The 21,612-nt window shown below is 74.5% G+C and carries 21 protein-coding genes and 1 riboswitch; of the genes, 11 read left to right on the top strand and 10 right to left on the bottom strand.

Features of this window, described 5'->3' with window-relative positions; genetic code table 11:
- The first annotated feature begins 121 nt into the window (after positions 1-121).
- From LPA54_RS25990 to LPA54_RS26005, 4 genes are all read left to right on the top strand, one after another.
- Positions 122-376 (top strand): lasso peptide biosynthesis PqqD family chaperone, encoded by a 255-nt coding sequence (locus LPA54_RS25990; RefSeq protein WP_228982007.1) that lies wholly within the window; start codon positions 122-124, stop codon positions 374-376.
- Complete coding sequence (locus LPA54_RS25995) at positions 373-810, top strand: lasso peptide biosynthesis B2 protein (RefSeq protein ID WP_228982008.1); 438 nt, start codon at positions 373-375, stop codon at positions 808-810. The genes LPA54_RS25990 and LPA54_RS25995 overlap by 4 nt, the downstream gene beginning before the upstream one ends.
- Before the next feature lie 29 nt (positions 811-839).
- Positions 840-2,699: an ABC transporter ATP-binding protein gene (locus LPA54_RS26000; RefSeq protein ID WP_228982112.1), complete on the top strand. Its 1,860-nt coding sequence runs from the start codon at positions 840-842 to the stop codon at positions 2,697-2,699.
- A gap of 130 nt (positions 2,700-2,829) precedes the next feature.
- Complete coding sequence (locus LPA54_RS26005) at positions 2,830-4,275, top strand: glyceraldehyde-3-phosphate dehydrogenase (protein WP_228982009.1); 1,446 nt, start codon at positions 2,830-2,832, stop codon at positions 4,273-4,275.
- 127 nt (positions 4,276-4,402) lie between these two features.
- Here LPA54_RS26005 and LPA54_RS26010 read toward each other — a convergent pair whose 3' ends face one another.
- Complete coding sequence (locus tag LPA54_RS26010; RefSeq protein ID WP_228982011.1) at positions 4,403-5,143, bottom strand: restriction endonuclease; 741 nt, start codon at positions 5,141-5,143, stop codon at positions 4,403-4,405.
- Between the two features lie 366 nt (positions 5,144-5,509).
- Positions 5,510-5,691: riboswitch (cobalamin riboswitch) on the top strand.
- 29 nt (positions 5,692-5,720) lie between these two features.
- Here LPA54_RS26010 and LPA54_RS26015 point away from each other — a divergent pair.
- The 5 genes from LPA54_RS26015 to LPA54_RS26035 all read left to right on the top strand — a co-directional run bounded on the left by LPA54_RS26015 (position 5,721) and on the right by LPA54_RS26035 (position 10,790).
- A complete protein-coding gene (locus LPA54_RS26015) occupies positions 5,721-6,767 on the top strand; it encodes an ABC transporter substrate-binding protein (RefSeq protein ID WP_228982012.1) in 1,047 nt (348 codons plus the stop codon).
- Complete coding sequence (locus LPA54_RS26020; protein WP_228982014.1) at positions 6,764-7,885, top strand: iron ABC transporter permease; 1,122 nt, start codon at positions 6,764-6,766, stop codon at positions 7,883-7,885. The genes LPA54_RS26015 and LPA54_RS26020 overlap by 4 nt, the downstream gene beginning before the upstream one ends.
- Positions 7,882-8,688, top strand: a complete 807-nt coding sequence (locus LPA54_RS26025) for an ABC transporter ATP-binding protein (RefSeq protein WP_228982015.1) — start codon at positions 7,882-7,884, stop codon at positions 8,686-8,688. The genes LPA54_RS26020 and LPA54_RS26025 overlap by 4 nt, the downstream gene beginning before the upstream one ends.
- A gap of 102 nt (positions 8,689-8,790) precedes the next feature.
- Positions 8,791-9,885 (top strand): magnesium and cobalt transport protein CorA, encoded by a 1,095-nt coding sequence (locus LPA54_RS26030; protein WP_228982016.1) that lies wholly within the window; start codon positions 8,791-8,793, stop codon positions 9,883-9,885.
- Between the two features lie 65 nt (positions 9,886-9,950).
- The gene (locus LPA54_RS26035; protein ID WP_228982017.1) at positions 9,951-10,790 is read left to right on the top strand and encodes a DUF1206 domain-containing protein; all 840 of its coding nucleotides are present in this window, start codon (positions 9,951-9,953) and stop codon (positions 10,788-10,790) included.
- Between the two features lie 116 nt (positions 10,791-10,906).
- Here LPA54_RS26035 and LPA54_RS26040 read toward each other — a convergent pair whose 3' ends face one another.
- The 5 genes from LPA54_RS26040 to LPA54_RS26060 form a co-directional block, all read right to left on the bottom strand.
- Positions 10,907-11,407 (bottom strand): DUF1360 domain-containing protein, encoded by a 501-nt coding sequence (locus tag LPA54_RS26040; RefSeq protein WP_228982018.1) that lies wholly within the window; start codon positions 11,405-11,407, stop codon positions 10,907-10,909.
- 244 nt (positions 11,408-11,651) lie between these two features.
- Positions 11,652-11,984, bottom strand: coding sequence for a hypothetical protein (locus tag LPA54_RS26045; protein ID WP_228982020.1), 333 nt, complete (start codon positions 11,982-11,984; stop codon positions 11,652-11,654).
- Positions 11,981-13,744 carry a cytochrome c oxidase subunit I gene (gene ctaD, locus LPA54_RS26050; RefSeq protein WP_228982021.1) on the bottom strand — a complete coding sequence of 588 codons (1,764 nt, stop codon included), beginning with the start codon at positions 13,742-13,744 and terminating at the stop codon, positions 11,981-11,983. Before ctaD ends, LPA54_RS26045 begins: the two co-directional genes overlap by 4 nt.
- A gap of 168 nt (positions 13,745-13,912) precedes the next feature.
- Entirely contained in the window at positions 13,913-14,749 is an 837-nt protein-coding gene (locus tag LPA54_RS26055; RefSeq protein ID WP_228982023.1) for a cytochrome c oxidase assembly protein, read from the bottom strand.
- The gene (locus tag LPA54_RS26060; protein ID WP_267487638.1) at positions 14,746-15,321 is read right to left on the bottom strand and encodes a DUF2243 domain-containing protein; all 576 of its coding nucleotides are present in this window, start codon (positions 15,319-15,321) and stop codon (positions 14,746-14,748) included. Before LPA54_RS26060 ends, LPA54_RS26055 begins: the two co-directional genes overlap by 4 nt.
- 269 nt (positions 15,322-15,590) lie before the next feature.
- On the opposite strand from LPA54_RS26060, the gene LPA54_RS26065 reads away from it, so the two are divergent.
- The gene (locus LPA54_RS26065; RefSeq protein ID WP_228982025.1) at positions 15,591-16,790 is read left to right on the top strand and encodes a hypothetical protein; all 1,200 of its coding nucleotides are present in this window, start codon (positions 15,591-15,593) and stop codon (positions 16,788-16,790) included.
- A 9-nt stretch (positions 16,791-16,799) separates the two neighbouring features.
- Positions 16,800-17,393 carry a hemerythrin domain-containing protein gene (locus tag LPA54_RS26070; protein WP_228982026.1) on the top strand — a complete coding sequence of 198 codons (594 nt, stop codon included), beginning with the start codon at positions 16,800-16,802 and terminating at the stop codon, positions 17,391-17,393.
- 151 nt (positions 17,394-17,544) lie between these two features.
- Here the strand turns inward: LPA54_RS26070 and LPA54_RS26075 are convergent, their stop codons facing one another.
- The 4 genes from LPA54_RS26075 to LPA54_RS26090 all read right to left on the bottom strand — a co-directional run bounded on the left by LPA54_RS26075 (position 17,545) and on the right by LPA54_RS26090 (position 21,487).
- On the bottom strand, positions 17,545-18,054 hold the full coding sequence (locus LPA54_RS26075) for an SPW repeat protein (RefSeq protein WP_228982027.1): 510 nt from the start codon (positions 18,052-18,054) through the stop codon (positions 17,545-17,547).
- 71 nt (positions 18,055-18,125) lie between these two features.
- Positions 18,126-18,863: a phosphodiesterase gene (locus tag LPA54_RS26080; protein WP_228982028.1), complete on the bottom strand. Its 738-nt coding sequence runs from the start codon at positions 18,861-18,863 to the stop codon at positions 18,126-18,128.
- A gap of 10 nt (positions 18,864-18,873) precedes the next feature.
- Positions 18,874-19,407 (bottom strand): hypothetical protein, encoded by a 534-nt coding sequence (locus tag LPA54_RS26085; protein WP_228982029.1) that lies wholly within the window; start codon positions 19,405-19,407, stop codon positions 18,874-18,876.
- Between the two features lie 49 nt (positions 19,408-19,456).
- A complete protein-coding gene (locus LPA54_RS26090; RefSeq protein ID WP_228982030.1) occupies positions 19,457-21,487 on the bottom strand; it encodes an NAD(P)/FAD-dependent oxidoreductase in 2,031 nt (676 codons plus the stop codon).
- Positions 21,488-21,612: the final 125 nt, after the last annotated feature.

Genomic DNA, 21,612 nt, shown 5'->3' on the forward strand with positions numbered 1-21,612 from the left:
CCACCACCCATCCCATCCCCACCACCCATCCCGTCCCGGCCACCCGGGCGGCGTCGCCCCACCCCGGCCGCTCCGGGCGCCTCCGGCCGAGCCGGGCGCCCACCACCAGGAAGGACCTCGCATGGCACTGCGGTTCTCGGCGGACGTGTCCACCGCGGAGACGGACTACGGCACCGTCCTCCTGGACGAACGCGGCGGTGAGTACTGGGAGCTGAACCCGAGCGCGACCCTGGTCGTCGGCGTCCTGATGGCGGGAGGCGACGAGGCCGCCGCCACCGCGGCGCTGGTCGACGAGTTCGACATCGACCCGGAGGGCGCGGCGCGGGACGTCGCGGCCCTCGTCGGGGAGCTGCGGGCCGCGGGGCTGGCCGCATGACCACGCCGTCCGCGATCGAACGGCCCGAGGGCGTGCCGTTCGCCCGGCGGACCGCCGCCCGGCTGGTGCTGCTGCCGGCCCTCGCCCTCTCCCTCCTGCCGCCCCGCCGGATCCGCGCCGTCCTCGGCCTGCTGCGGCGGGGCGCCGCGCCGGCGAGCGCGGCGCAGGCGGCCCGCGCCCGTGACGCGGTGTGCGCGGTGAGCCTGCGCTGCGCCGGTCCGAAGGGCTGCCTGCCGCGGTCCCTCGGCGCGGCACTGCTGTGCCGGCTCGGCGGCACGTGGCCCACGTGGTGCACCGGTGTGCGCGTCGTCCCCCCGTTCACGGCCCACGCGTGGGTCGAGGCGGAGGGGCGCCCCGTGGGCGAGGACGCGCCGGACGACTACTTCACCCGCCTGATGGCGATCGGGCCCGCACCCCGGCCGTCCCGACCGTGAGCGGCGCGCGGGGCCCCGACGGTGCCGCCGTGGGGACGGCGGCGGCCGCGCGGGCGACGTCCACATGGGCTTCGATCACCACCCTGTACCGGCTCACGGGCGGGCACCGCCGGGCCATCGCCCTGGCGTCCGTCCTCAGCCTCGCGGCGGCGGCCCTCGGACTCACCCAGCCGCTGCTCGCCCGCGAGGCCGTCGATCTGGGCGCCGGGGGCCGGGCGGTGGGGCCGGTCCTGCTGCTCCTGGCCGCCGTGTTCACCGCCGAGGCGGCCACGGGCGCCGTCGGCCGGTACCTCCTGGAGCGCACCGGCGAGGGGGTGGTCCGCCAGCTCCGCCACGGGCTGGTCGACCGGTTCCTGCGGCTGGAGATGCGCGAGTACCAGCGGCACCGCGCCGGCGACCTGACCTCCCGCGTGACCGCCGACACGACCGTGCTCCGCGAGGTGGTGTCGCAGGCGCTGGTCGACCTGGTCACGGGGGTGCTGGTGGCGGCCGGGGCCATCGTGCTGATGGCGTGGCTCGACCCGCTGCTGCTGCTCCTGGTCGCGTCCACGGTGGCGGTCGCGGCGGTGTTGGTGGCCTCGTTGCTCAGGGGGATCCGGGCGGCCTCGGCGCACATGCAGGACTCGGTCGGCGCGGTCGCGGCGGAACTGGACCGGGCGCTCGGGGCCCTGGCCATGGTGCGGGTGCACCGCGCCGAGCGGCGCGAGGGGGCCGCCATCGGGGCCCGCGTGGAGTCCGCGTACCGGTCCGGCGTGCGCACCGCCGGGCTCGCCGCCGTGATGAGCGTGGCCGTGGAGCTGGCCGTGCACGGCTCGTTCCTCCTCGTCCTGGTCGTCGGCGGGCTGCGGGTGGCCGGTCACGGCACCTCGCTCGGCGACCTGGTGGCGTTCCTGCTGTACGCCTCCTATCTGGCGCTGCCGCTGTCGTCGGTGTTCCGGGCGGTCGGCCTCATCCAGCGCGGGGCGGGTGCCCACGCGCGCGTGCGGCAGGCGCTCGACCTGCCGGCGGAGCCGCCGGAGCCGCCCGCCCCGGCCTCCGCCCTGCCCGCGGCCGCCCGTACCGGCGCCGCCGGCCCGGCCCGGCGGGCGGACGCGGTCGCGCCGGCGGCGCCCGTACTGGCCCTGCACGACGTGCACTTCGCGTACACCCCCGGGCGGGCCGTCCTGCGCGGGGTGTCGTTGACGGTGCCGCCCCGGCGGCAGGTCGCCCTGGTCGGCAGCTCCGGAGCGGGCAAGAGCACCCTGTTCGCCCTGGTGGCGCGGTTCTACGAACCGGACGCGGGGGCCCTGTCGTTCGACGGCGTGCCCGCGACGGAGCTGGGCCGGGCCGACTGCCGCGCGCGGATCGCGATCGTCGACCAGAACACCCACGTGGTCCACGGGACCCTGTGGGACAACATCACCTACGGGGCCCCCGACGCCACCGAGGCGGAGGTCCGACGCGTCGTCGACCTCGCCCGGCTCGGATCCGTCGTCGAACGGCTCCCCGGCGGCCTGCGCGGAGCTGTCGGCGAGCGCGGCGCGACCCTGTCGGGGGGCGAGCGCCAGCGCGTCGCCCTGGCCCGGGCCCTGCTCACGCGCCCGTCCCTGCTCCTGCTCGACGAGCCGACCTCGCACCTGGACGCCGTGAACGAGGCGGCGCTCACCGGCGTGCTGCGGGACCTGGCCCGGGAGTGCGCCGTGCTGGTCATCGCGCACCGGCTGTCGACCGTGCAGCACGCGGACCACATCGTCGTACTGGAGCGGGGGCGCGTCGTCGCCGGCGGGCCGCACGACCGCCTGCTCCTCGAAAGCCCCGCCTACCGCCGCCTCGCCGCGGCGCAGATGCTCCGCCCCGCGGCGACGGCGGGCGCGCCCCGACAGCACCTCCATCAACCAGGACAGAACTGACCATTCCGGTACGAACGCAGGGGGCTTTCATCCCATTTGAGCCCGCCGACCGCTCAGGTGGGCACCGCTGGCAAGATCAAACGGTCATGGGGTTAGCATATGAGCACCGCCTAGCTCGAAAGATGAACCTGTGACTGTCAATGAGGACTCGTTCACCAGCTGGAAGAACCGCGAGGAGATCGCGGAGTCGATGATCCCGATCATCGGGAAGCTGCACAGGGAACAGGACGTCACCGTCCTGGTCCACAGCCGCTCCCTGGTGAACAAGTCGGTGGTCAGCATCCTCAAGACCCACCGGTTCGCCCGGCAGATCGCCGGTGAGGAGCTCTCGGTCACCGAGACGATGCCCTTCCTGCGGGCCCTCACCACGCTCGACCTCGGCCCGTCCCAGATCGACATCGGCATGCTCGCGGCGACCTACCGGACCGACGACCGCGGCCTGTCCGTCGAGGAGTTCACCGCCGAGGCCGTCGCCGGCGCCACCGGCGCCAACAAGATCGAGCGCAGCGAGCCCCGCGACGTGGTCCTCTACGGCTTCGGCCGCATCGGCCGCCTCGTCGCGCGCCTCCTCATCGAGAAGGCCGGCTCCGGCAACGGCCTGCGCCTGCGCGCCATCGTGGTCCGCCGGGGCGGCGAGCAGGACATCGTCAAGCGCGCCTCGCTGCTGCGGCGCGACTCGATCCACGGCCAGTTCCAGGGCACGATCACCGTCGACGAGGCGAACAGCACGATCGTCGCCAACGGCAACGCCATCAAGGTGATCTACGCGGGCGACCCGTCGGAGATCGACTACACGGCGTACGGCATCAAGAACGCCATCCTCATCGACAACACCGGCAAGTGGCGCGACCGCGAGGGCCTGTCGAAGCACCTGCGCCCCGGCGTCGACAAGGTCGTCCTGACCGCCCCGGGCAAGGGCGACGTCCCCAACATCGTCCACGGCGTCAACCACGACACCATCAAGCCGGACGACCAGGTCATCTCCTGCGCCTCCTGCACCACGAACGCGATCGTCCCGCCGCTCAAGGCGATGGCGGACGAGTACGGCGTCCTGCGCGGCCACGTGGAGACCGTCCACTCGTTCACCAACGACCAGAACCTGCTGGACAACTACCACAAGGCCGACCGCCGGGGCCGCTCCGCGCCGCTCAACATGGTCATCACCGAGACCGGCGCCGCCTCCGCCGTCGCCAAGGCGCTGCCCGAGCTGAAGGCGCCGATCACCGGCAGCTCGATCCGCGTTCCGGTGCCGGACGTCTCGATCGCGATCCTCAGCCTCCGGCTGGGCCGCGAGACGACCCGCGAGGAGGTCCTCGACTACCTCCGCAACGTCTCGCTGACGTCGCCGCTGAAGCGTCAGATCGACTTCATCACCGCCCCCGACGCGGTGTCGAGCGACTTCATCGGCTCGCGCCACGCCTCGATCGTCGACGCCGGCGCGACCAAGGTCGACGGCGACAACGCGATCCTCTACCTGTGGTACGACAACGAGTTCGGCTACTCGTGCCAGGTCATCCGTGTCGTGCAGCACGTCTCCGGGGTGGAGTACCCGACGTACCCGGCGCCCGCCGTCTGATCCGACGTCACCTCCCGGCCCGCGTCGCGGCGGCCGGGGCGGCGCGGCGGGCGGTGCCCGGTCCCATCGGGCTCCCCCGCTCCCCCGCCCCGCCCGCCCGGCGCGGGCCGCGTGCGCTGCCCTCGCGTCAGGCGGTGGGTGTCGTCGCGGCGCCCTCCCACGGCGGGGGTGTGCGGCCGTCCGTCCAGGCGGCGAGTGCCTCCCCGTCGACGCAGACGATGCCGATCGCCGCGGCGTACTCGGCGGCCGGCGCGGTGAAGGTGCTGGTCGTCACGACGACCGCCACCTCCGCCTCGTGGACCGCGAAGCAGGTGCCGCCGAAGCGCTGGAGGTCCTGCGACCCGACGGGGTTGTCGGCGGCGTACTGCTTGCACTGGACGACCAGCCGGCGTCCGTCGGGTGCCGTCGCCACGACGTCCGCGCCGAGGTCCCCGGGGCCGCCCGACACCTCGGTGCGCGTGCAGCCGTCCCGTACGCACAGCGCGGCCACCGTGTGCTCGAAGCCGTACGGATCGACGTCCTCGTGGTCGACGCTGTCGCCGTCGAGCCGCGGCACCGGTGGGGCCTGCGCGGCGCCGCCGGCCGGGAGCACCGCCGTCACCTCGTCCGGGGCCGCGGCCTGCGCCGGGACGGGTGCCCGCGGCACCCGGCCGGGGGTGCGGCGGGCGGCGCCCCGGCCCGCCACGACGGCCGCGAGGACCACCGTGACGAGCAGCAGGCCCGGGCCGAACACCCCGTCCGGCGGCGCCCACGCGGTGCGCACCCACACGGCCAGCCCGCCCACGGCGACCCCGACCAGCCCCACGGCGAGCACCACGTCCCGCCAGCCGGCGCGCGGCCTCCTCGTCGTCCTCTGCGGTACGGTCACCCGGCACCCCCTCCCTGACACCCCGTCTGGCCCCGCAGCCCGCCGCCAAACCCCCTTGGGCCAGGCCGAAGGCGGCTCCGGGCGGCGCCCGGCCCGGCGGCGACGAGCACGCGGGCGCGAGGGAACGGGCGGGCCCGCGGCCGGTTCGCGCCTTCTTCCGCGGGGTGTCGCACGAGGGGGCCCGGGTGGGCGTGCGGGGCCGTGCCGGGGCGACGGGCGGGGGCCGGAAGCCGTCAGAAGCGCCGGCCCCGAGGGCCGGCCGCACGGCCGGGGCGCCGAGGGGCTGGTCGTCCGGGCGGTGCGCGAGCGCCGACGGACCGGTGGGGCGCACGGTTTCGGCCATGCGCCCTTTCGTCCCCCTCGTCGCGAATCGTAGGATCACCTGGTCATCACCGCGACGGGAGACAGGAAGCCGGTGCGATTCCGGCACGGTCCCGCCACTGTGACCGGGGAGTGGACCCCACCGGTAGGCCACTGCGTACGCGCGGGAAGGCCGGGGGAACGTCGATCCGGGAGTCAGGACACTGGCCTGTCGCGGGCCCGATCCGAGGAGCGCGGACTCCGCAGGAGGCTTCACGTGTACGACGGCTCGTCCCGTCCCCCCTTCCCCACCCCTGCCAGGGCGCGCAGGCGCGCCCTGGGTGCGGCGGCCCTGGCCGCCGTCCTCTCCGTGACCCTGCTGTCGGGCTGCGGCGCCTCCCGCGGCGGGGACGACCGCCCGTCCGCGGCGGCGGCCCGCCCCGCGAAGGGGTTCCCCGTCACCGTCGACAACTGCGGCACGCGCACCACGTACGACAGGCCGCCCGAGCGGGTGGTCACCATCCACCAGCACCCGGCGGAACTGCTGCTGGCCCTCGGCCTGAAGGACCGGATGGTGGGGACCGCCTTCCCCGACTCGGCGGTCCTCCCCGAGTACCGGAAGGACTTCGCGGCCGTCCCGCAGCTGGCGGAGAAGGAGCCGTCGTTCGAGACGGTCCTCGACGCCGAACCGGACTTCGTCTACGGCGGCTACGCCAGCGCGTTCGACGACAAGGAGGGCCGCTCCCGGGCCGCTTTCCGCGACGCCGGGATCGACACGTACCTGAACCGCGAGTACTGCGGCGGCAAGAGCGTGTCCATGCGGGACACCTACGAGGAGATCCGTACCGTCGGCTCGATCTTCGGCGTGCCGGAGCGGGCCGAGGCGCTCGTCGCCGACCTCCGCGCGCGCGTCGACGAGGCGGCCCGGGCCGTGAAGGGCGCCCCGCAAGTGCCGGTGTTCGTCTACGACAGCGGCGACAAGGCGGCGTTCACGGCCGGCGGCAAGGGCCTCGGCACGGAGATCATCCGGCTGGCCGGCGGGCGGAACGTCTTCGCCGACCTGGACGAGGTCTTCGGCGACGTGTCGTGGGAGCAGGTCGTCGCGCGCAAGCCCGAGGTCATCGCGATCTACGACTACGCGGGCGCGGGCGGCGTCGAGCAGAAGAAGCGGTTCCTGCTGGCGCAGCCGGCGCTCGCCGACGTCCCCGCGATCAGGAACAAGCGGTTCGTGGTGCTGCCGCTGACGGCGACGCTCGTCGGCGTCCGCCCGCCGCACGCGGTCGGGGACCTGGCCAGGGCCCTGCACCCCGAGCGGTTCCGGTGACGGCCACCGCCCGGAAGGCCCCCGCCGCACCGGCGGCCCCCGTCACCGGGGGCCGGGCGGTCGGCGGCGGGCCCCGCCGTACGCGCTTCGCGCTGACGCTCGCGGTCCTCGGCGGCCTGCTGGTGCTCTCCGCGACGGCGGGCATGGCCATCGGTTCGGTGCACGTACCCCCGGGCGAGGTGTGGGGCATCGTGACGCACGCGCTGGGCGCGGACTGGTCCGAGCCGACGTGGTCGCGGGCGCGCGAGACGATCGTCCTCGACGTACGGGCGCCGCGGGTGCTGCTCGGCGTGGTCACGGGCGCGGGCCTGGCGGTGGTCGGCACCGCCCTGCAGGCGCTCGTGCGCAACCCTCTCGCCGAGCCCTACCTGCTGGGCGTGTCGTCGGGGGCGGCGCTCGGCGCCGTCTGCGTCATCGTCCTCGGCTTCGGGGCGCTCGGGGCGCTGTCCCTGTCGGCCGCCGCCTTCGCCGGTGCCCTGCTCAGCCTGCTCGTCGTGTACGTCACCGCCCGCGCGGGCGGCCGGATCACCTCCGTACGGCTGGTGCTGTCCGGGGTGGCCGTCGCGGCGGTCCTCACGGCGGTCACGGACCTGCTGCTGCTCACCTCCGGCTCCGGCAACGAGGCCCGCGCGGTCCTCGCGTGGACGCTCGGCGGCCTGGGCGGCGTCCGGTGGGGCGCCCTGTGGCTGCCCGCCGCGGCGCTGCTGGTGGGGATCGGCGTGCTGCTGGTGCAGGCCCGGTCGCTGAACCTGCTGCTGTCGGGCGAGGAGGCCGCCGCGACGATGGGCCTCGACGTGGCCCGGTTCCGAGCCCGGATGTTCGTGCTGCTCTCCCTGGTGACGGGGGTCATGGTGGCGGCGACCGGACCGATCGGCTTCGTCGGGCTGATGCTGCCGCACATGGTGCGGGTCCTCGTCGGCGGCGACCACCGCCGGGTCCTGCCGACGGCCGCCCTGGCCGGTGCGGTCTTCCTCGTCTGGGCCGACATCGCGGCGCGGACCGTGGCCGCGCCGATGGAGATCCCCGTCGGCGTGCTGACGGCCCTGTGCGGCGGGCCGTTCTTCCTGTGGCTGATGCGCCGCGACGCCCGGCGCGCCACCGACCGAGGAGCGGCATGAACGCGACCGAACTCGCCGTCGAGGGCGTCACGCTCACCGCCGGCGCGCACCGGCTCGTGCGGGACGTCTCCCTCACGGCCCGCCCCGGCGAGGTGGTCGGGCTGGTCGGGCCCAACGGCAGCGGCAAGTCGAGCCTGCTGCGGGCCGTCTACCGGGTCCTGCGCCCCGACACGGGGCTGGTCCGCGTGGACGGCGCGGACGCCTGGCGCCTGCCGCCCCGGAGCCTCGCCCGTACGCTCGCGGCCGTCGTCCAGCAGTCCGCCGCGGACTTCGACCTGTCCGTGCGGGACGTCGTCGCGATGGGGCGGACCCCGCACAAGCGGCTGCTCGACGGCGACGACGCCGAGGACGTCCGGCTGGTCGAGACGGCGCTCGCGGCCGTGGACGCCGCGGCCCTCGCCGACCGTCCCTTCGACCGGCTGTCGGGCGGTGAGCGCCAACGGGTGCTCATCGCACGGGCCCTGGCCCAGCAACCGACCCTGCTGGTCCTCGACGAACCCACCAACCACCTCGACGTGCGGCACCAGTTGGACGTGCTCGGCCTGCTCAGACGGCTGCCGGCGACCGCCCTGGTGGCCCTGCACGACCTGAACCTCGCCGCGTACTACTGCGACCGCCTGTACGTGCTGCGCGACGGCGAGGTCACCGCCGCCGGGCCACCGGTCGAGGTGCTCACCCCGCGCCTGCTGGCCGACGTGTACGGCGTGCGCGCGGAGGTCGACGTCCACCCGCGCACGGGGGCGCCGCACGTGACCTTCCTCCCCGACGCGCCGGCCCCGGCGCGGGAGCACACCGGCTCGTGAGGCCCGGCGCCGGGAGCGAGGCGTACGGGCGGAAGGCGCGCGGGCGGGCCGCGTACGGGCGGGTGGTGGCACACTGTGCGGGTCCCGGCGAAGGAGGTCCGCGTGTCCGTGGTCGGCAGCTTGCGCAAGGTGGCCCGCCTCGCCCGCGGCGGGCGCCGGGTGGACCTCAGCCACCCCGCGAGGTCACCGCTCGGCAGCGCGGTCGTCAACTGCGTCGTCTACCGGGGCGGGGTGCGGCAGGAGTGCGCGGAGGGTGTCGCGGAAGCCGTGCGGCGGGTGCGGAAGCAGGGCGACGGGTTCGTGTGGCTGGGCCTGCACGAACCGGCCGGGGAGGAGATCGCGGAGGTCGCCGAACTGTTCGGGTTGCACCCGCTCGCCGTCGAGGACGCGGTCCACGCCCACCAGCGGCCCAAGGTGGAGCAGTACGAGGACGTGCTGTTCGCCGTCTTCAAGACCGTCACCTACGTCGAGCACGAGGCGCTCACCTCCGTGAGCGAGGTGGTCGACACGGGTGAGCTGATGGTCTTCACGGGCCCGGACTTCGTCGTCACGGTCCGGCACGGCCGCCACGGCTCGCTGGGGCCGCTGCGCGAGGCGCTGGAAGCCCTCCCCGAACAGCTGGCCAAGGGACCTTCGGCGGTGCTGCACGCCATCGCCGACCACGTCGTCGACGAGTACCTGGCGACCGTCGAGGCGGTGCAGGGGGACATCGACCAGGTGGAGATCGACGTGTTCGCGCCGCGCGGCTCCAAGCCCGTCGACCCGGGCCGCATCTACCAGCTGAAGCGGGAACTCCTGGAGCTCAAGCGGGCCGTGGTCCCCCTCGGCCGCCCGCTGCACCTCCTGTCGGCGGGGACGAGCCGGGTGGTCGACCCGGAGATACGGGCCTACTTCCGTGACGTCGCCGACCACCTGGCCCGCGTCACCGAGCAGATCCAGGGCATCGACAGCCTGGTCGACTCCATCCTCCAGGCACATCTGGCGCAGGTGACCGTCGCGCAGAACGAGGACATGCGCAAGATCACCGCCTGGGCCGCGATCATCGCGGTGCCGACCATGGTGTGCGGGGTGTACGGCATGAACTTCGCCCACATGCCGGAGCTGCGCTGGCGCTTCGGCTACCCCCTGGCACTCGCCGTCATCGCCGCCGCCTGCCTCCTCATCCACCGCGGTTTCCGGCGCAACGGCTGGCTGTGACGCCCCTACCCGCCGGTACCCGTTTCCGCGCGTGCGGCGGGGGCAGGCGGCCACGGGAGGAAGACATGAACACACGTACGTTCTCGTTGCCCGGCCGGACGTCGGCGCGCGGCGCGGCGAAGGGCTCGGCGGTCGGTGTCGCGGCGCGGTGGGGGCTCGCCGCCAGGGGTGTTCTGTACGTGCTCATCGGGCTGCTCGCCCTGCGGATCGCGTTCGGCGAGGGCGACGAGCAGGCCGACCGCGGTGGTGCGCTCGCCGAGCTGTCGCAGCAGCCGATGGGCTCGCCCCTGCTGTGGGCCGTCGGCGTGGGCCTGGTGGGCATGGCCCTGTGGCGGCTCTCGGAGGCCGTCTTCGGCGCGGCGGGCGAAGGCGGGCACAAGGCCCGCAAACGTCTGATGTCGGCGGCCCGCTGCGTCTTCTACGGTTTCGTCGCCTACTCGGTGCTGGCGTTCGCCGGCGGCGAGGGCGGCAGCGGGAGCGGCTCGGGCGACCGGCAGTCCGAGGACGTCACCGCACGGGCCCTCGACCTGCCCGGCGGCCGGTGGATCGTGGGGCTGGCCGGGCTCGGCATCGTCGCCGCCGGGCTGTGGATGGCCACCCGCGCGGCGCTGCGCAAGTACCGCAAGCACCTGAGGACCGGCACGATGTCGCACCGGGCCCGGCGCTTCACGGACGTGACCGGGGTGGGCGGCGGTGTGGCGCGCGGCGCCGTGTTCGCGGTGGTCGGCGTCTTCATCGTACGCGCCGCCCTGACGTACGAGCCGGACGAGGCGAAGGGGCTGGACGACGCCCTGCGGTCGTTCGCCACCACGCCGGTCGGCCCGTGGCTGCTGGTGCTGGTGGCGTCGGGGCTGACGCTGTTCGGACTGTTCTCGTTCGCGATGGCGCGGTGGCGCCGGGTGTGACCCGCGGACCCGGCACCGCGCGCGAGGGGCCCGGCCGTCGACGGCCGGGCCCCTCCGCTTCCCCACCTCGCCCCCTCGGCCGCCCCGCGGGACGCCGCCGGACGGGGCGGACTGGCTCATTCCCCGCCCGTGACCTTGTCCATCAGTCCGCTGTAGGCCAGCTGGAGGGCGTCCGCCCCGGCCAGGGACGCCATGACGGCCGTGACGGTGCGGGTCGCCCGCGGCCATACGCAGCGACCCGCGGTCAGCGCGGTGCCGACCCACAGGCTCATGCAGAACGGGCAGGTCAGCAGCTCGCCGACGGTGTGGCGGTGCCCCTCCCGCGATTCCTCGCTGACCTCGGCCGGCCCCTGCGGACCCTGGTAGGTGGTGAAGGGGGCGCGCAGCGGGCTGGTGACCGCGCCCTTCGTCACGAGCCTGCTGAAGCGGAAGGTGGCGACCGCCGTGAGGGCGATGTCCAGGGCGTCGTGCCGTTCGGGCAGCCGGCCGCGGCTCCGGATGAGCGCGGCCCACGCCCCGGCGTACGCCGCGTACCCGGCCATCGCGGCCGTGTACCCGCCGAGCGGCCGCTCGGCCTCTCCCTCGTAGGTCTCCCTGATGTCCTCGGCTGCGCCCACCAGTGCCCCTCTCCTCGTTCCGGGCGGCGGAGTCTCCGCGCGCCCTGCTGTCCGGCCGCCCCGTCCCTGACCGGGCCCGGGCGGACTGCGGCCCGGGTGCCCGCGCCCGGCGCGGACACGGTCCGGACGGGCGGGGGCGGTGCCCGCGGCCCGCCTCTCCCCGGTGCCCATGGCGGGTGCGGACAAACGGAACCGGCGGGGCCTGCTTCGCGGCGCCGCACCGGCGGCCCGCCGGCCCGCCGCGTCAGCGGAAGGCCAGGGCCCACCAGGTGCCCGCGCACAGGGAGACGGCGGCGAGGAGGGCCGCGGCGCCGGCACACAGGAGGCGCCGGCGCAGCCTGCGGTAGTGAGCGGCGTACTCCTCGCGCAGTTCCCCGCGGCGGTCGGCGGTCCTGCGCCACAGCCGCGCCGACCGTTCCACGCGGTCCTCCGCGTAGAGCCGGACCACCTCCTCGTGCTGCGCGGTGCTCAGCCACGGCATGCGGCCCGCGAACACCTCGCCCTGCGCGCGGGCCTCGCGCGAGTGCGCCCGGTGGAGCGGACGGCCCTCGCGGCGCGCGGCGCGGTGTGCCGTCACGGCCGGTCGCCCCGCTCGTCCCGCTCGCCCGGCTCGTCCCGCTGGTCCCGGTCGGACGCGGGTGCCACGCCCATGCCGGGTTCGATGACGTCGCGGCGTCCGCCGGTGTCGGCCGCCACCAGCCGGGAGATCGCCGGGTGGTGCAGGTCGAACGCGGGGGACTCGGAGCGGATCTGCGGCATGGTGAGGAAGTTGTGGCGGGGCGGCGGGCAGGAGGTCGCCCATTCGAGGGAGCGGCCGTAGCCCCAGGGGTCGTCGACGTCGACCCGCTTGCCGACCTTGGCGGTCTTCCACACGTTGTAGAGGAACGGCAGCGTGGAGATGCCGAGCAGGAACGCGCCGATGGAGGAGAGGGTGTTGAGGCCGGTGAAGCCGTCGGCGGCGAGGTAGTCGGCGTACCGGCGGGGCATGCCCTCGGCGCCCAGCCAGTGCTGGACGAGGAAGGTGAGGTGGAAGCCGACGAAGAGGGTCCAGAAGTGGATCTTGCCGAGCCGTTCGTCGAGCATCGTGCCGGTCATCTTCGGCCACCAGAAGTGGAATCCCGCGAACATCGCGAACACGATCGTCCCGAACAGCACGTAGTGGAAGTGCGCGACGACGAAGTACGAGTCGGTGACGTGCCAGTCCAGGGGCGGGGAGCCGAGGATGACCCCGGTCAGGCCGCCGAAGAGGAACGTCACGAGGAAGCCGACCGACCACAGCATCGGCGTCTCGAAGCTGATCGACCCCTTCCACATGGTGCCGATCCAGTTGAAGAACTTCACCCCGGTCGGCACGGCGATGAGGAAGGTCATGAAGGAGAAGAAGGGCAGCAGCACCGCGCCCGTGGCGAACATGTGGTGCGCCCACACCGTCGCCGACAGGCCCGTGATGGCGATGGTGGCCCCCACCAGGCCGATGTAGCCGAACAGCGGCTTGCGGCAGAAGACCGGGATGACCTCGCTGACCACGCCGAAGAACGGCAGGGCCAGGATGTACACCTCCGGGTGGCCGAAGAACCAGAACAGGTGCTGCCACAGCAGCGCGCCGCCGTTGTCCGGGTCGAACACCTGCGCGCCGAACCGCCGGTCCGCCTCCAGGGCGAAGAGGGCGGCGGCGAGGACCGGGAAGGCCAGGAGCACCAGGACCGAGGTCAGGAGCACGTTCCAGGTGAAGATCGGCATCCGGAACATCGTCATGCCCGGCGCCCGCATGCAGATGATCGTCGTCATGAAGTTGACCGCGCCGAGGATCGTGCCGAAGCCGGACAGGGCGAGCCCCATGATCCACATGTCGCCGCCCACGTACGGAGTGCGCTCCCCGCCGCTGAGCGGGGTGTAGGCGGTCCAGCCGAAGTCCGCCGTCCCCTGCGGGGTGAGCAGGCCGGCGACGACGATGAGGCCGCCGAAGAGGAACAGCCAGTACGAGAACATGTTCAGCCGCGGGAAGGCGACATCCGGCGACCCGATCTGCAACGGCATGATCGCGTTGGCGAAACCCGCGAAGGTCGGCGTCGCGAACAGCAGCAGCATGACCGTGCCGTGCAGCGTGAACGCCTGGTTGTACTGCTCGGCGGAGACGAGCTGCAGGCCGGGGCGGGCCAGCTCCGCGCGGATCACGAGGGCCAGCAGGCCGCCGAAGAGGAAGAACGCGAACGACGTGATCAGGTACAGGTGCCCGATCTTCTTGTGGTCGGTCGTCGTCAGCCAGTCGACGGCGATGTGCCCCCACCCCCTCCCCTTCACGGGGACCAGCGTGGTCGGCTCGGTGGTCATGGTCATGCGGGACCTCATCCGGGCTGGAGGCGGGCAAGGGGCACGCGAGCGCGCGTACGGCACGCGTCAGGGGCGCGGTGCTCACCGCCGACTTCCCCGATACGCATCGGTGACACCGTACTGATCGCCGCCTTTTCCGGCGTGGCTGCCGAGCCGTTTCGGTCACAAGACATCTCATGCGACTACCCGGGCGCGGCCGTTCGGCCGTGTCCGCAGCGCCCTCGCCCTGGCCCGCCCGGTGGCGGTGTACCATTGGACCGCGAGCGTGACGGCGAGGGCCGCCTCGACCAGGTCGCCGCCGTAGTACATGAGCTGCGCCCCGGTGTGCAGGTCGGCCGCGGCGTAGGCGGTGCCGGGCGGCGGGGCGGCGTACAAGCTCTTGGCGAGGACCGCGTGGGCGGCGCCGGCGGCCAGCAGCGTCCCGCCGCGTACGGCGAGGCCGAACCGGCGACGCGCCGGGTCGAGCTGGCAGACGGCGAGCGTGAACAGCGTCCCGGCCGCCAGGACGTGGACGTGCACGAGGACGTGCGGCAGCGTCTCGCGCTGGGTGGTGGCGAACAGGTCGCTGCGGTACAGCACCCACAACCCGCCGAGGTCCAGGAGCGCCGCCACCGGCGGGAGGACGAGCAGGCCGACCGGGCCCGAGTGGAGCAGGGCGAGCAGGCGGCGCCGGGCCGGGCCGGGCGGCAGGAGGCGCAGGGCGAGCGTGAGGGGGCGGGCGAGGACGAACAGCAGCGGGGCCGCCATGCCGACGACCAGGTGCTGGGCCATGTGCGCCGTGAAGGGCCCGCCCGGCAGGTCCCCCACCGCCGCCCAGGCCAGCGCGGCGCCGCCGCAGGCGAAGGACGCGTCCCGGGCCCGGGGCCAGGCGTCCCCGCGGCGGCGCAGCCGGGCGGTGGCCCACAGGTACGCGAGGGCGGCCAGCACGGCCGCGGTGGCCGTCAGTTGCTCCGGCAGGCCGGGGCCGGCGTGGGCGGCGACCGGCCCGGTGTGCCCGTGCAGCGGCGTCACGCGCCCCCTCCCCCACGGCCGGAGGGGCCGTCCGGGCGGTGCGCCGAGGGGCCGTCCGGGCGGCGGTCCGTACGGTGGCCGGGGCGGCGGTCCGTACGGTTGCCGGTGCGGTGGGCGCGCACGGCGAGAGCGGCGCCGACGAGGAGCAGGAGCAGACCGGCGAGGTTCCACGCCCAGTCGTAGGGGGTGACGTCCACGCCGTAGCGGATCTGGTGCACCCGCAGCACCTTGTGGTCGACGAGCCCGTCGAACAGCTGGAACCCGCCCAGGCCGAGGAAGAACCCGGACCAGGCGTGGGCGCGGGCGAGGGCCCCGCGGCGGCGCAGGTCGGCCAGGAGGAAGAAGCCCGCGACGAGGCCGAGCAGTTCCGCCGTGTGGAGCAGCCCGTCGGAGAGCAGGCCGATCCGGGGCGTGGAGCGGTCGTAGAAGTGGTGCCAGGCCAGGATCTGGTGGAAGACGATCTCGTCCACCGCCGCCATCACGGCCGCTCCGAGGAGCGCGCTGACGGCCGTCGAGGCCCGGGGGCTCGCCGGCTCCCGGTGGGTGGTGGGGGGCGGAGCCTGCCGGCTCATGGGTTCCTGCCTTTCTGCCCGGCGGGGAGGGCCGCCACGGGCGAGGAGGGGGTGCCGGGACCATGTACCCCGGCCGGGAGGTGTCCGACCGGCGGACCGGACGTGTGTGCGCCGCCGGCGGGCGGCCCGGGGCCGTCCGGGTGGTGTGCGACGACCCGCCGTTGCGCGAGGCGCCCGGGTGGCTAGGGATGACCACGCCCCCGCACCTGTGCTGTTCCATCGGCGCCATCCGGGGTACCCAGCCGTGCAACCCCGACAAGGAGGCGCGAATGACCTTCAACCCCCTGCAACAGCGTGGTATCCCGCTGGACCGCCAGCTGCGGAACTGGCGGGAGCTGAACGTGGCTCCCATCGACCCCGACCACTGCGACCCGTACACACGGTGCCGCATCATCACGATGAACGGCATCGAGGTCGAGGCGATCCTCTTCAGCCACCAGTTGGCGCGGAACACCGTCGACCCGGAGGTGAAGCGCCAGTTGGCGCAGACCCGCTACATCGAGGCGCAGCAGCAGAAGGTGGTCAACTGGCTGCTGCCCGGCGTGTCGTCGGTGCTGGAGACGACCATCGCCTACGAGCAGGTCGCCGTGGACCTCACCGCGTGGGTGGCCCGGATGGAGCCCGACCCGTACCTGAAGCAGGCGTACCAGTTCGGCGTGCTGGAGGACTTCGACCACCTGTACCGGTACGCGAACCTGTACGAGATGATCGAGCACCGCAAGGCCGAGTCGATCGTCGACAACCTCACCGAGGTCATCCCGGGCCGGCCCACGAAGTACCACCACCGCCACCCGTTCGACAACGTGCGCGACCCCTACGACCGCGAGACCACCGACCCGCTGTCGAAGCTGCACGCCCTGACGATCATGTCGGCCGAGCAGCAGACCATGAACTTCTACATGAACACCGGCCCCACCTACATGGAGCCCATCGCCCGCCAGCTGTACCAGGAGATCGGGCTCATCGAGGAGGAGCACGTCACGCACTACGAGTCGCTCGTGGACCCGGGTGAGACGTGGTGGGAGCAGCTGGTCAACCACGAGTACAACGAGTGCTACCTGTACTACTCCTTCATGGAGCAGGAGAGCGACCCGAAGGTCAAGGCCATCTGGGAGCTGCACCTCAACATGGAGCTGGAGCACCTGCACCTGGCGTGCGACCTGATGCGCCGTCACGACGGCCGCGACCCGGAGTCCGTGCTGGCGCCGGAGCTGCCGAACGTCCTGACGTTCGAGCCGAACAAGGCGTACCTGCGGGAGCTGCTCGACACGCAGATGGACCTGACGACGCTGGGCGCCGGTTACGTGCGGGAGGCGCACGAGCGGTTCGAGCAGATGCAGGCGGGGATCCACGGCGGCGAGGAACCGCCGAGCGAGCGGGTCATCACGCAGCACGACGAGATGTTCGGACGCGAGTACCGCGTCCAGACGGAGGGCGAGCACCCCGACCCCGCGATGCGCGAGAAGTAGGAGGCCGGCATGGACCGGATCGAGACCCCGCACGCCGGTGACGACCACGCCGCGGACGACGACGTGGTGTCCTTGCTGATGCGGCAGCACGGAGACATCCGCAACCTCTTCGACGAGGTCGAGCGGACCGCGGGCGACGAGCGGCGGGACGCCTTCCGCCGGCTGGTGCGCCTCCTCGCGGTGCACGAGACGGCGGAGGAGGAGGTCGTCCACCCCTTCGCGCGCCGCAACCTGCCCGGCGGCGAGGAGGTCGTCGAGGACCGGCTCGCCGAGGAGCGGGCGGCCAAGGAGACCCTGTCCGCGCTGGACGACATGGACCCCGACGACCCGAAGTTCCTGCCGCGGCTGCTGGAACTGCGCATCGACGTGCAGGAGCACGCTCGGGCGGAGGAGCGCTACGAGTTCACCCACCTCCGGCGCGGCGCGGACGCGTCGGCGCTGGCGTCCATGGCCAGGGGGGTCAAGGCCGCGGAGGCGATGGCGCCCACCCGGCCGCACCCCGGGGTCGAGTCGGCCGCGGCGAACATGGCGCTCGGCCCGGTCGCGGCTCTGATGGACCGGACGAGGGACGCGGTGCGCAAGGCGATGGGCAAGGACGGCTGAGCCGCGGGCGCGGCCGTGGCACGCTCACGGCCGCGCTCGCCGGTGCACGCGCGGACGCCGGCCCTCGACGGAGCCCCCGGGCCCGTCGAGGGCCGGCGTCTTCCCGTACCGGGGGGCGTGCCCGCCCGGCTGCCGTGGGGCGGACGGGCGGTCAGTCGTCGGAGCGTTCCTGCCGGTGCTCGGGCTTCGGGTCGTCCGCCACGGCCGGGCGGTAGAGCACGAACGAGACGGCGGACAGGACGATCAGGACCGTCCCGGCCGCCACGTCGAAGACGTGCGCGCCGTCGGCGAAGACGACGGTGTCCTGCAGGCCCAGCAGCCAGGGCGAACCCACCAGCCAGGCGCCCGCCGCCAGCGTCAGCAGGTCCGCCCGGCGGCCGAGGTGCCACCGGAGGCGGGCCATCGCCGTGAAGACGACGACCATGCCGACGGCGAGCTCGTTGCGGTGCGCGTCCTTCGCCGTGTCGGGCTCCCCGGCCACCCAGGGGGCGACGAACAGGGCGATCGCGACCAGCCCCATCAGCAGGCTGATGATCTGATCGCGCTGGCCTTCCCGCAGTATCCGCCTGGCGGCCTCCGGCGTCGGCTGCCGGCCTCCCGCCGACGAGGTCGGGGTCCGTGCCGACGTCGCCGCCACAGTGGTTGTCGCTTTGTGTTCCATGCGCGTCGGGTAGCCCGCCCCACGGCGGGGAAACACCGCCCCGCCTCGGGCCTCGCGGACCCGGGTCCGGGTCAGCCGTCCTGGCCGCGTCCGGCGCGCGACCCGGCGTAGGCGGCTTGCCGGAGCGGTCCGAGCCGGGCGCTCGGTCGCAGGCCCGGGGCGGTGTGCCGGTACGGGTCGTAGCCGAGGGACGTGCCCGTCCAGGGCAGCCGCGGGGTGAGGACGAGGACGCCGACCGGCCGCCACGGCTGGCCGCGCGCCGCGACGCACAGGTCGAGGACCACGTCGGTGCGCAGCAGGTGCCGCCGCAGGGCCGGCAGCCCGCCGCGCACCGCGTGGTGCGGGTCGCGGGGCACGGCGGCGAACCAGCAGGTGCGGGGCCCTACCCGGTAGGCGGTGAGCGACCCGTACGGCCCGGCCAGCGGGCGGTACCGCGGGAGGGGGACGTGGCGCAGCACCCGCCCCCGGCCGCTGGTGGTGAGCAGCAGGTCCCACGGCTGTCCCGGGCCGCCCGCGTCCTCCACGCGCAGCGCGAGGCCGAAGCCGTCGGGGAGGGACTGCGGCAGGCCGAGCGCGCGCGACCAGCGGGCGGTCACCTCGTACGTGCCGGGGTCGTCGAGGAGCGGGACGCCCCAGGCGCGGTGGGGCGATCCGGGGACGCTGAGGAGGGCCGAGCAGTTGACGCCGTCCGGGTGCAGGGCGGGGGCGCGCCGCAGTCGCGCCACGCTGCGGGCGGCGGTCCGGGCGAGCCGGTGGGTCGCCGCGGCCGCGGCGTCCCGGGCGGCCGGGGGTGCGGTGAGCCGTCGCATGCGCCGCCCCCTACCTGCCGTACGCCGCGCTGCGGGGCAGCGGGCCCACGTCGGACCGGCGCCCGGGCCTGAGCGCGGCGTGGCGCTGTCCGGGGCCGGCGCCGTCGCGGGCCGCCAGGGCGTCCGCGACGACGCCGGTGACGAAGGCGTACACGGCCTTGTGCGCCAGGTCCACCACCAGTTCGCGGCGGGGCCAGGTCTGCGGCGGGGCGCCCACGCCGGTCGCGTTCTCCAGGATCTGGTCGTTGGTGAGCCGGACCACGGCGAACTTCGCCGAGGCGAGCGGTCCGCGCAGCCCCGCGTGCGCCATGACCGAGCGCAGGACGCCGAGGGCGGCGGCCTGGCCGTAGTGCATGGCCAGGTTCACCGGCCTCGGCTGCCGGCCGGGCCGCTCGGGCAGCCCGGTCAGGCGCTCCAGCACCCGGGCCGGGACGTGCGAGTCCGGGCGGCCCGTGAGGCGCTGCTCGGCCTTCTCACCCAGTGTCATGACGACGGCTCCGGCCGTGCCGGCGAGGAGCCCCTGCCACAGTGCGCTTTTCCTCATGGCGCCACGGGTACCCGGCCCGGCTCCGGACAGACCGCCGGGCGCGCGGTCAGGCGGTGTGGACCTCCAGCGCGGCGCGGACGGCCGACTCCAGGGCACCCTCGATCCAGGCGGGCTTCACGGAGGTGTGGTCCCCGGCGAAGTGCAGGGGTCCCTCCGGTTCGGGGATGGCGGGCAGGAGCTCCGTGTGCTGGCCGGGCAGCAGGACGGACGCCTCTCCGTACGCGTACGGGTCGCGCAACCAGCTCTGGGTGCGGCCGGCGCCGGTGTAGAAGACCTCGACGCGCTGTCCGTAGACCTGCTGCAGTCCGCCGAGGGCGTGCGGGTAGCGGGCCTCGTCGGGGAGGGAGTCCCAGCGCAGGGCGTCGTCGGCCCAGCTGTAGGAGGCCAGGACCACGCCGCCGTCGCTGCCGGGGACGGGGTGCGAGGGGTTGAACATGAACCGGTTGGCGTTGTCCGACACCGATCCCCCGCCGATCACCCCGGCCGCCTCGGGCTGGTCGCGGGCGGCGTGCCGGTTGGCGGCGTAGTGCACCCGCTGCGCCGGGGTGATGTACCCGCGGGGCACGGAGGGGTGGGCGCCGAGGAGGCTGCCGTCGGTCGCGGCGCCGCCCGTGCGGTACGCGTCGTACAGCGCGGGGTCGATGCGGTCCAGCTCGCGCTTCCAGTCGGCTTCGGTGAACTCCCACCAGCGGCGGCTGAACTCCAGCAGGACCTTGGTGGCGCAGTCGTAGTGGAGCTCGGCGACGGCGCGGCGCTTGGTGTACGACATCGGCGGGGCGACCTGCACGTGCCGCAGCCCGGAGAAGGGCACGGTGACGACCGCCGCGTCGGCGGTGAACTGGCTGCGGGTGGGGGGACCGTCGCGGCCCTCGGAGACCGTGTCCACCCATACGCGGGGGCCGCCGGGGCGGACGTGGTCGAGGTCGCCGGCGGGCCGGTCGGGGTGGAGGTACTCGATCCGCGTCACGCGGCGGTCGAAGCGCACGCTGTCGCGGACATGCCGCAGCAGCGCGTCGGGCAGGACGGCGGTGCCGCCGACCAGCTCCCAGAACGTGGTGTCGGGGCTGATGAGGGAGGAGCCGGTGAAGCTGTGGAGGAAGGAGAGCGGCAGCCGGGAGGTGAGGTTCTCCAGCGTCCCGATGAGGTCGACGGTGCGCTCGTCGAGGCCGGCGTGCTCGGTGAGGAAGCGGAACATGGACCAGTCGCCGAAGCGCTGGATGACGCGGGCCCAGCCCTGCACGCGTTCCGGTAGCGGCTTGTCCACGCGCCTGCCGTCCGGCCCGACGGTGCTGAACTCGTCGCGCACCGGGTCGAGCACGCCGCGCAGGATGGCGCCGGCGGGCGTGTCCCAGTACGCCTGCGGCACGCCGAAGGACCGGTTGACGCGGCGGGGGGCGCGGGCGTAGTCGGCGCGGCGCACGCGGACGCCGTTGACGTGGATCCAGGTGCGGTTGGCCGGGCGGCCGTCCCCGTCCACGTCCACGTAGTGGAAGCGCCGCTTCTCCAGTTCGAGCCGGTCGATGAGGTCCATGACCAGCGGGTGGCTGCCGGGGATGCGCATGGCGCCCGCCTCGGCGTACTGGCGGGGGTCGGCGAAGGGCTGCGCCGCGCCCTCGTGGCCGCCGGTGCGGAACGTCTTGACGCGCCCGCCGGCGCGGTTGCCGTTGGCCTCCAGGACGGTCACGTCGTGCCCGGCGCGCAGCAGCAGCCAGGCCGCGACCAGGCCGGCGGGGCCGGCGCCGATGACGAGGACCTTCCTGCCCGTGCCGGGGCGGCGCCGGGGCAGGCCGTCGCGCAGCACACGTTGGTAGTGGGGTACCAGGGGCCGGTCCTGCTCGTCCACGACGAGCAGGGCGCGGGCCACGGCCAGGCAGCGGTCGAAGTCCGCGCCGCGCGGCGCGGGGGCCCGGGGCGCGGGGGCGGGGGCGGGCGGCGCGGCGGGGGTGGCCGCCGACGCCGGTCCCGCGGTGGTGGCGGCGAGGGGCGCCGCCGCGGCGACGGCCCCGGCCACCGTGGTGAACCGGCGCCGCGACAGGGAGGCGTCGGAGGGGCGCACCTGGTGTTGATCTTCGGTCATGCGCCCTTCCTAGCGGTTGGGCGCACCCGGGCACGGAGCCGTGCCCGGGTGCCATCCTGATAGGGGAACCCCGCGACGCCGTGTTGACGCCCCCGCCGGCGGCCGCGCCGATGCCCCCGCCGAGG

The organism is Streptomyces sp. DH12 (genome assembly GCF_020873895.1).
Classification (GTDB): Bacteria; Actinomycetota; Actinomycetes; order Streptomycetales; family Streptomycetaceae; genus Streptomyces.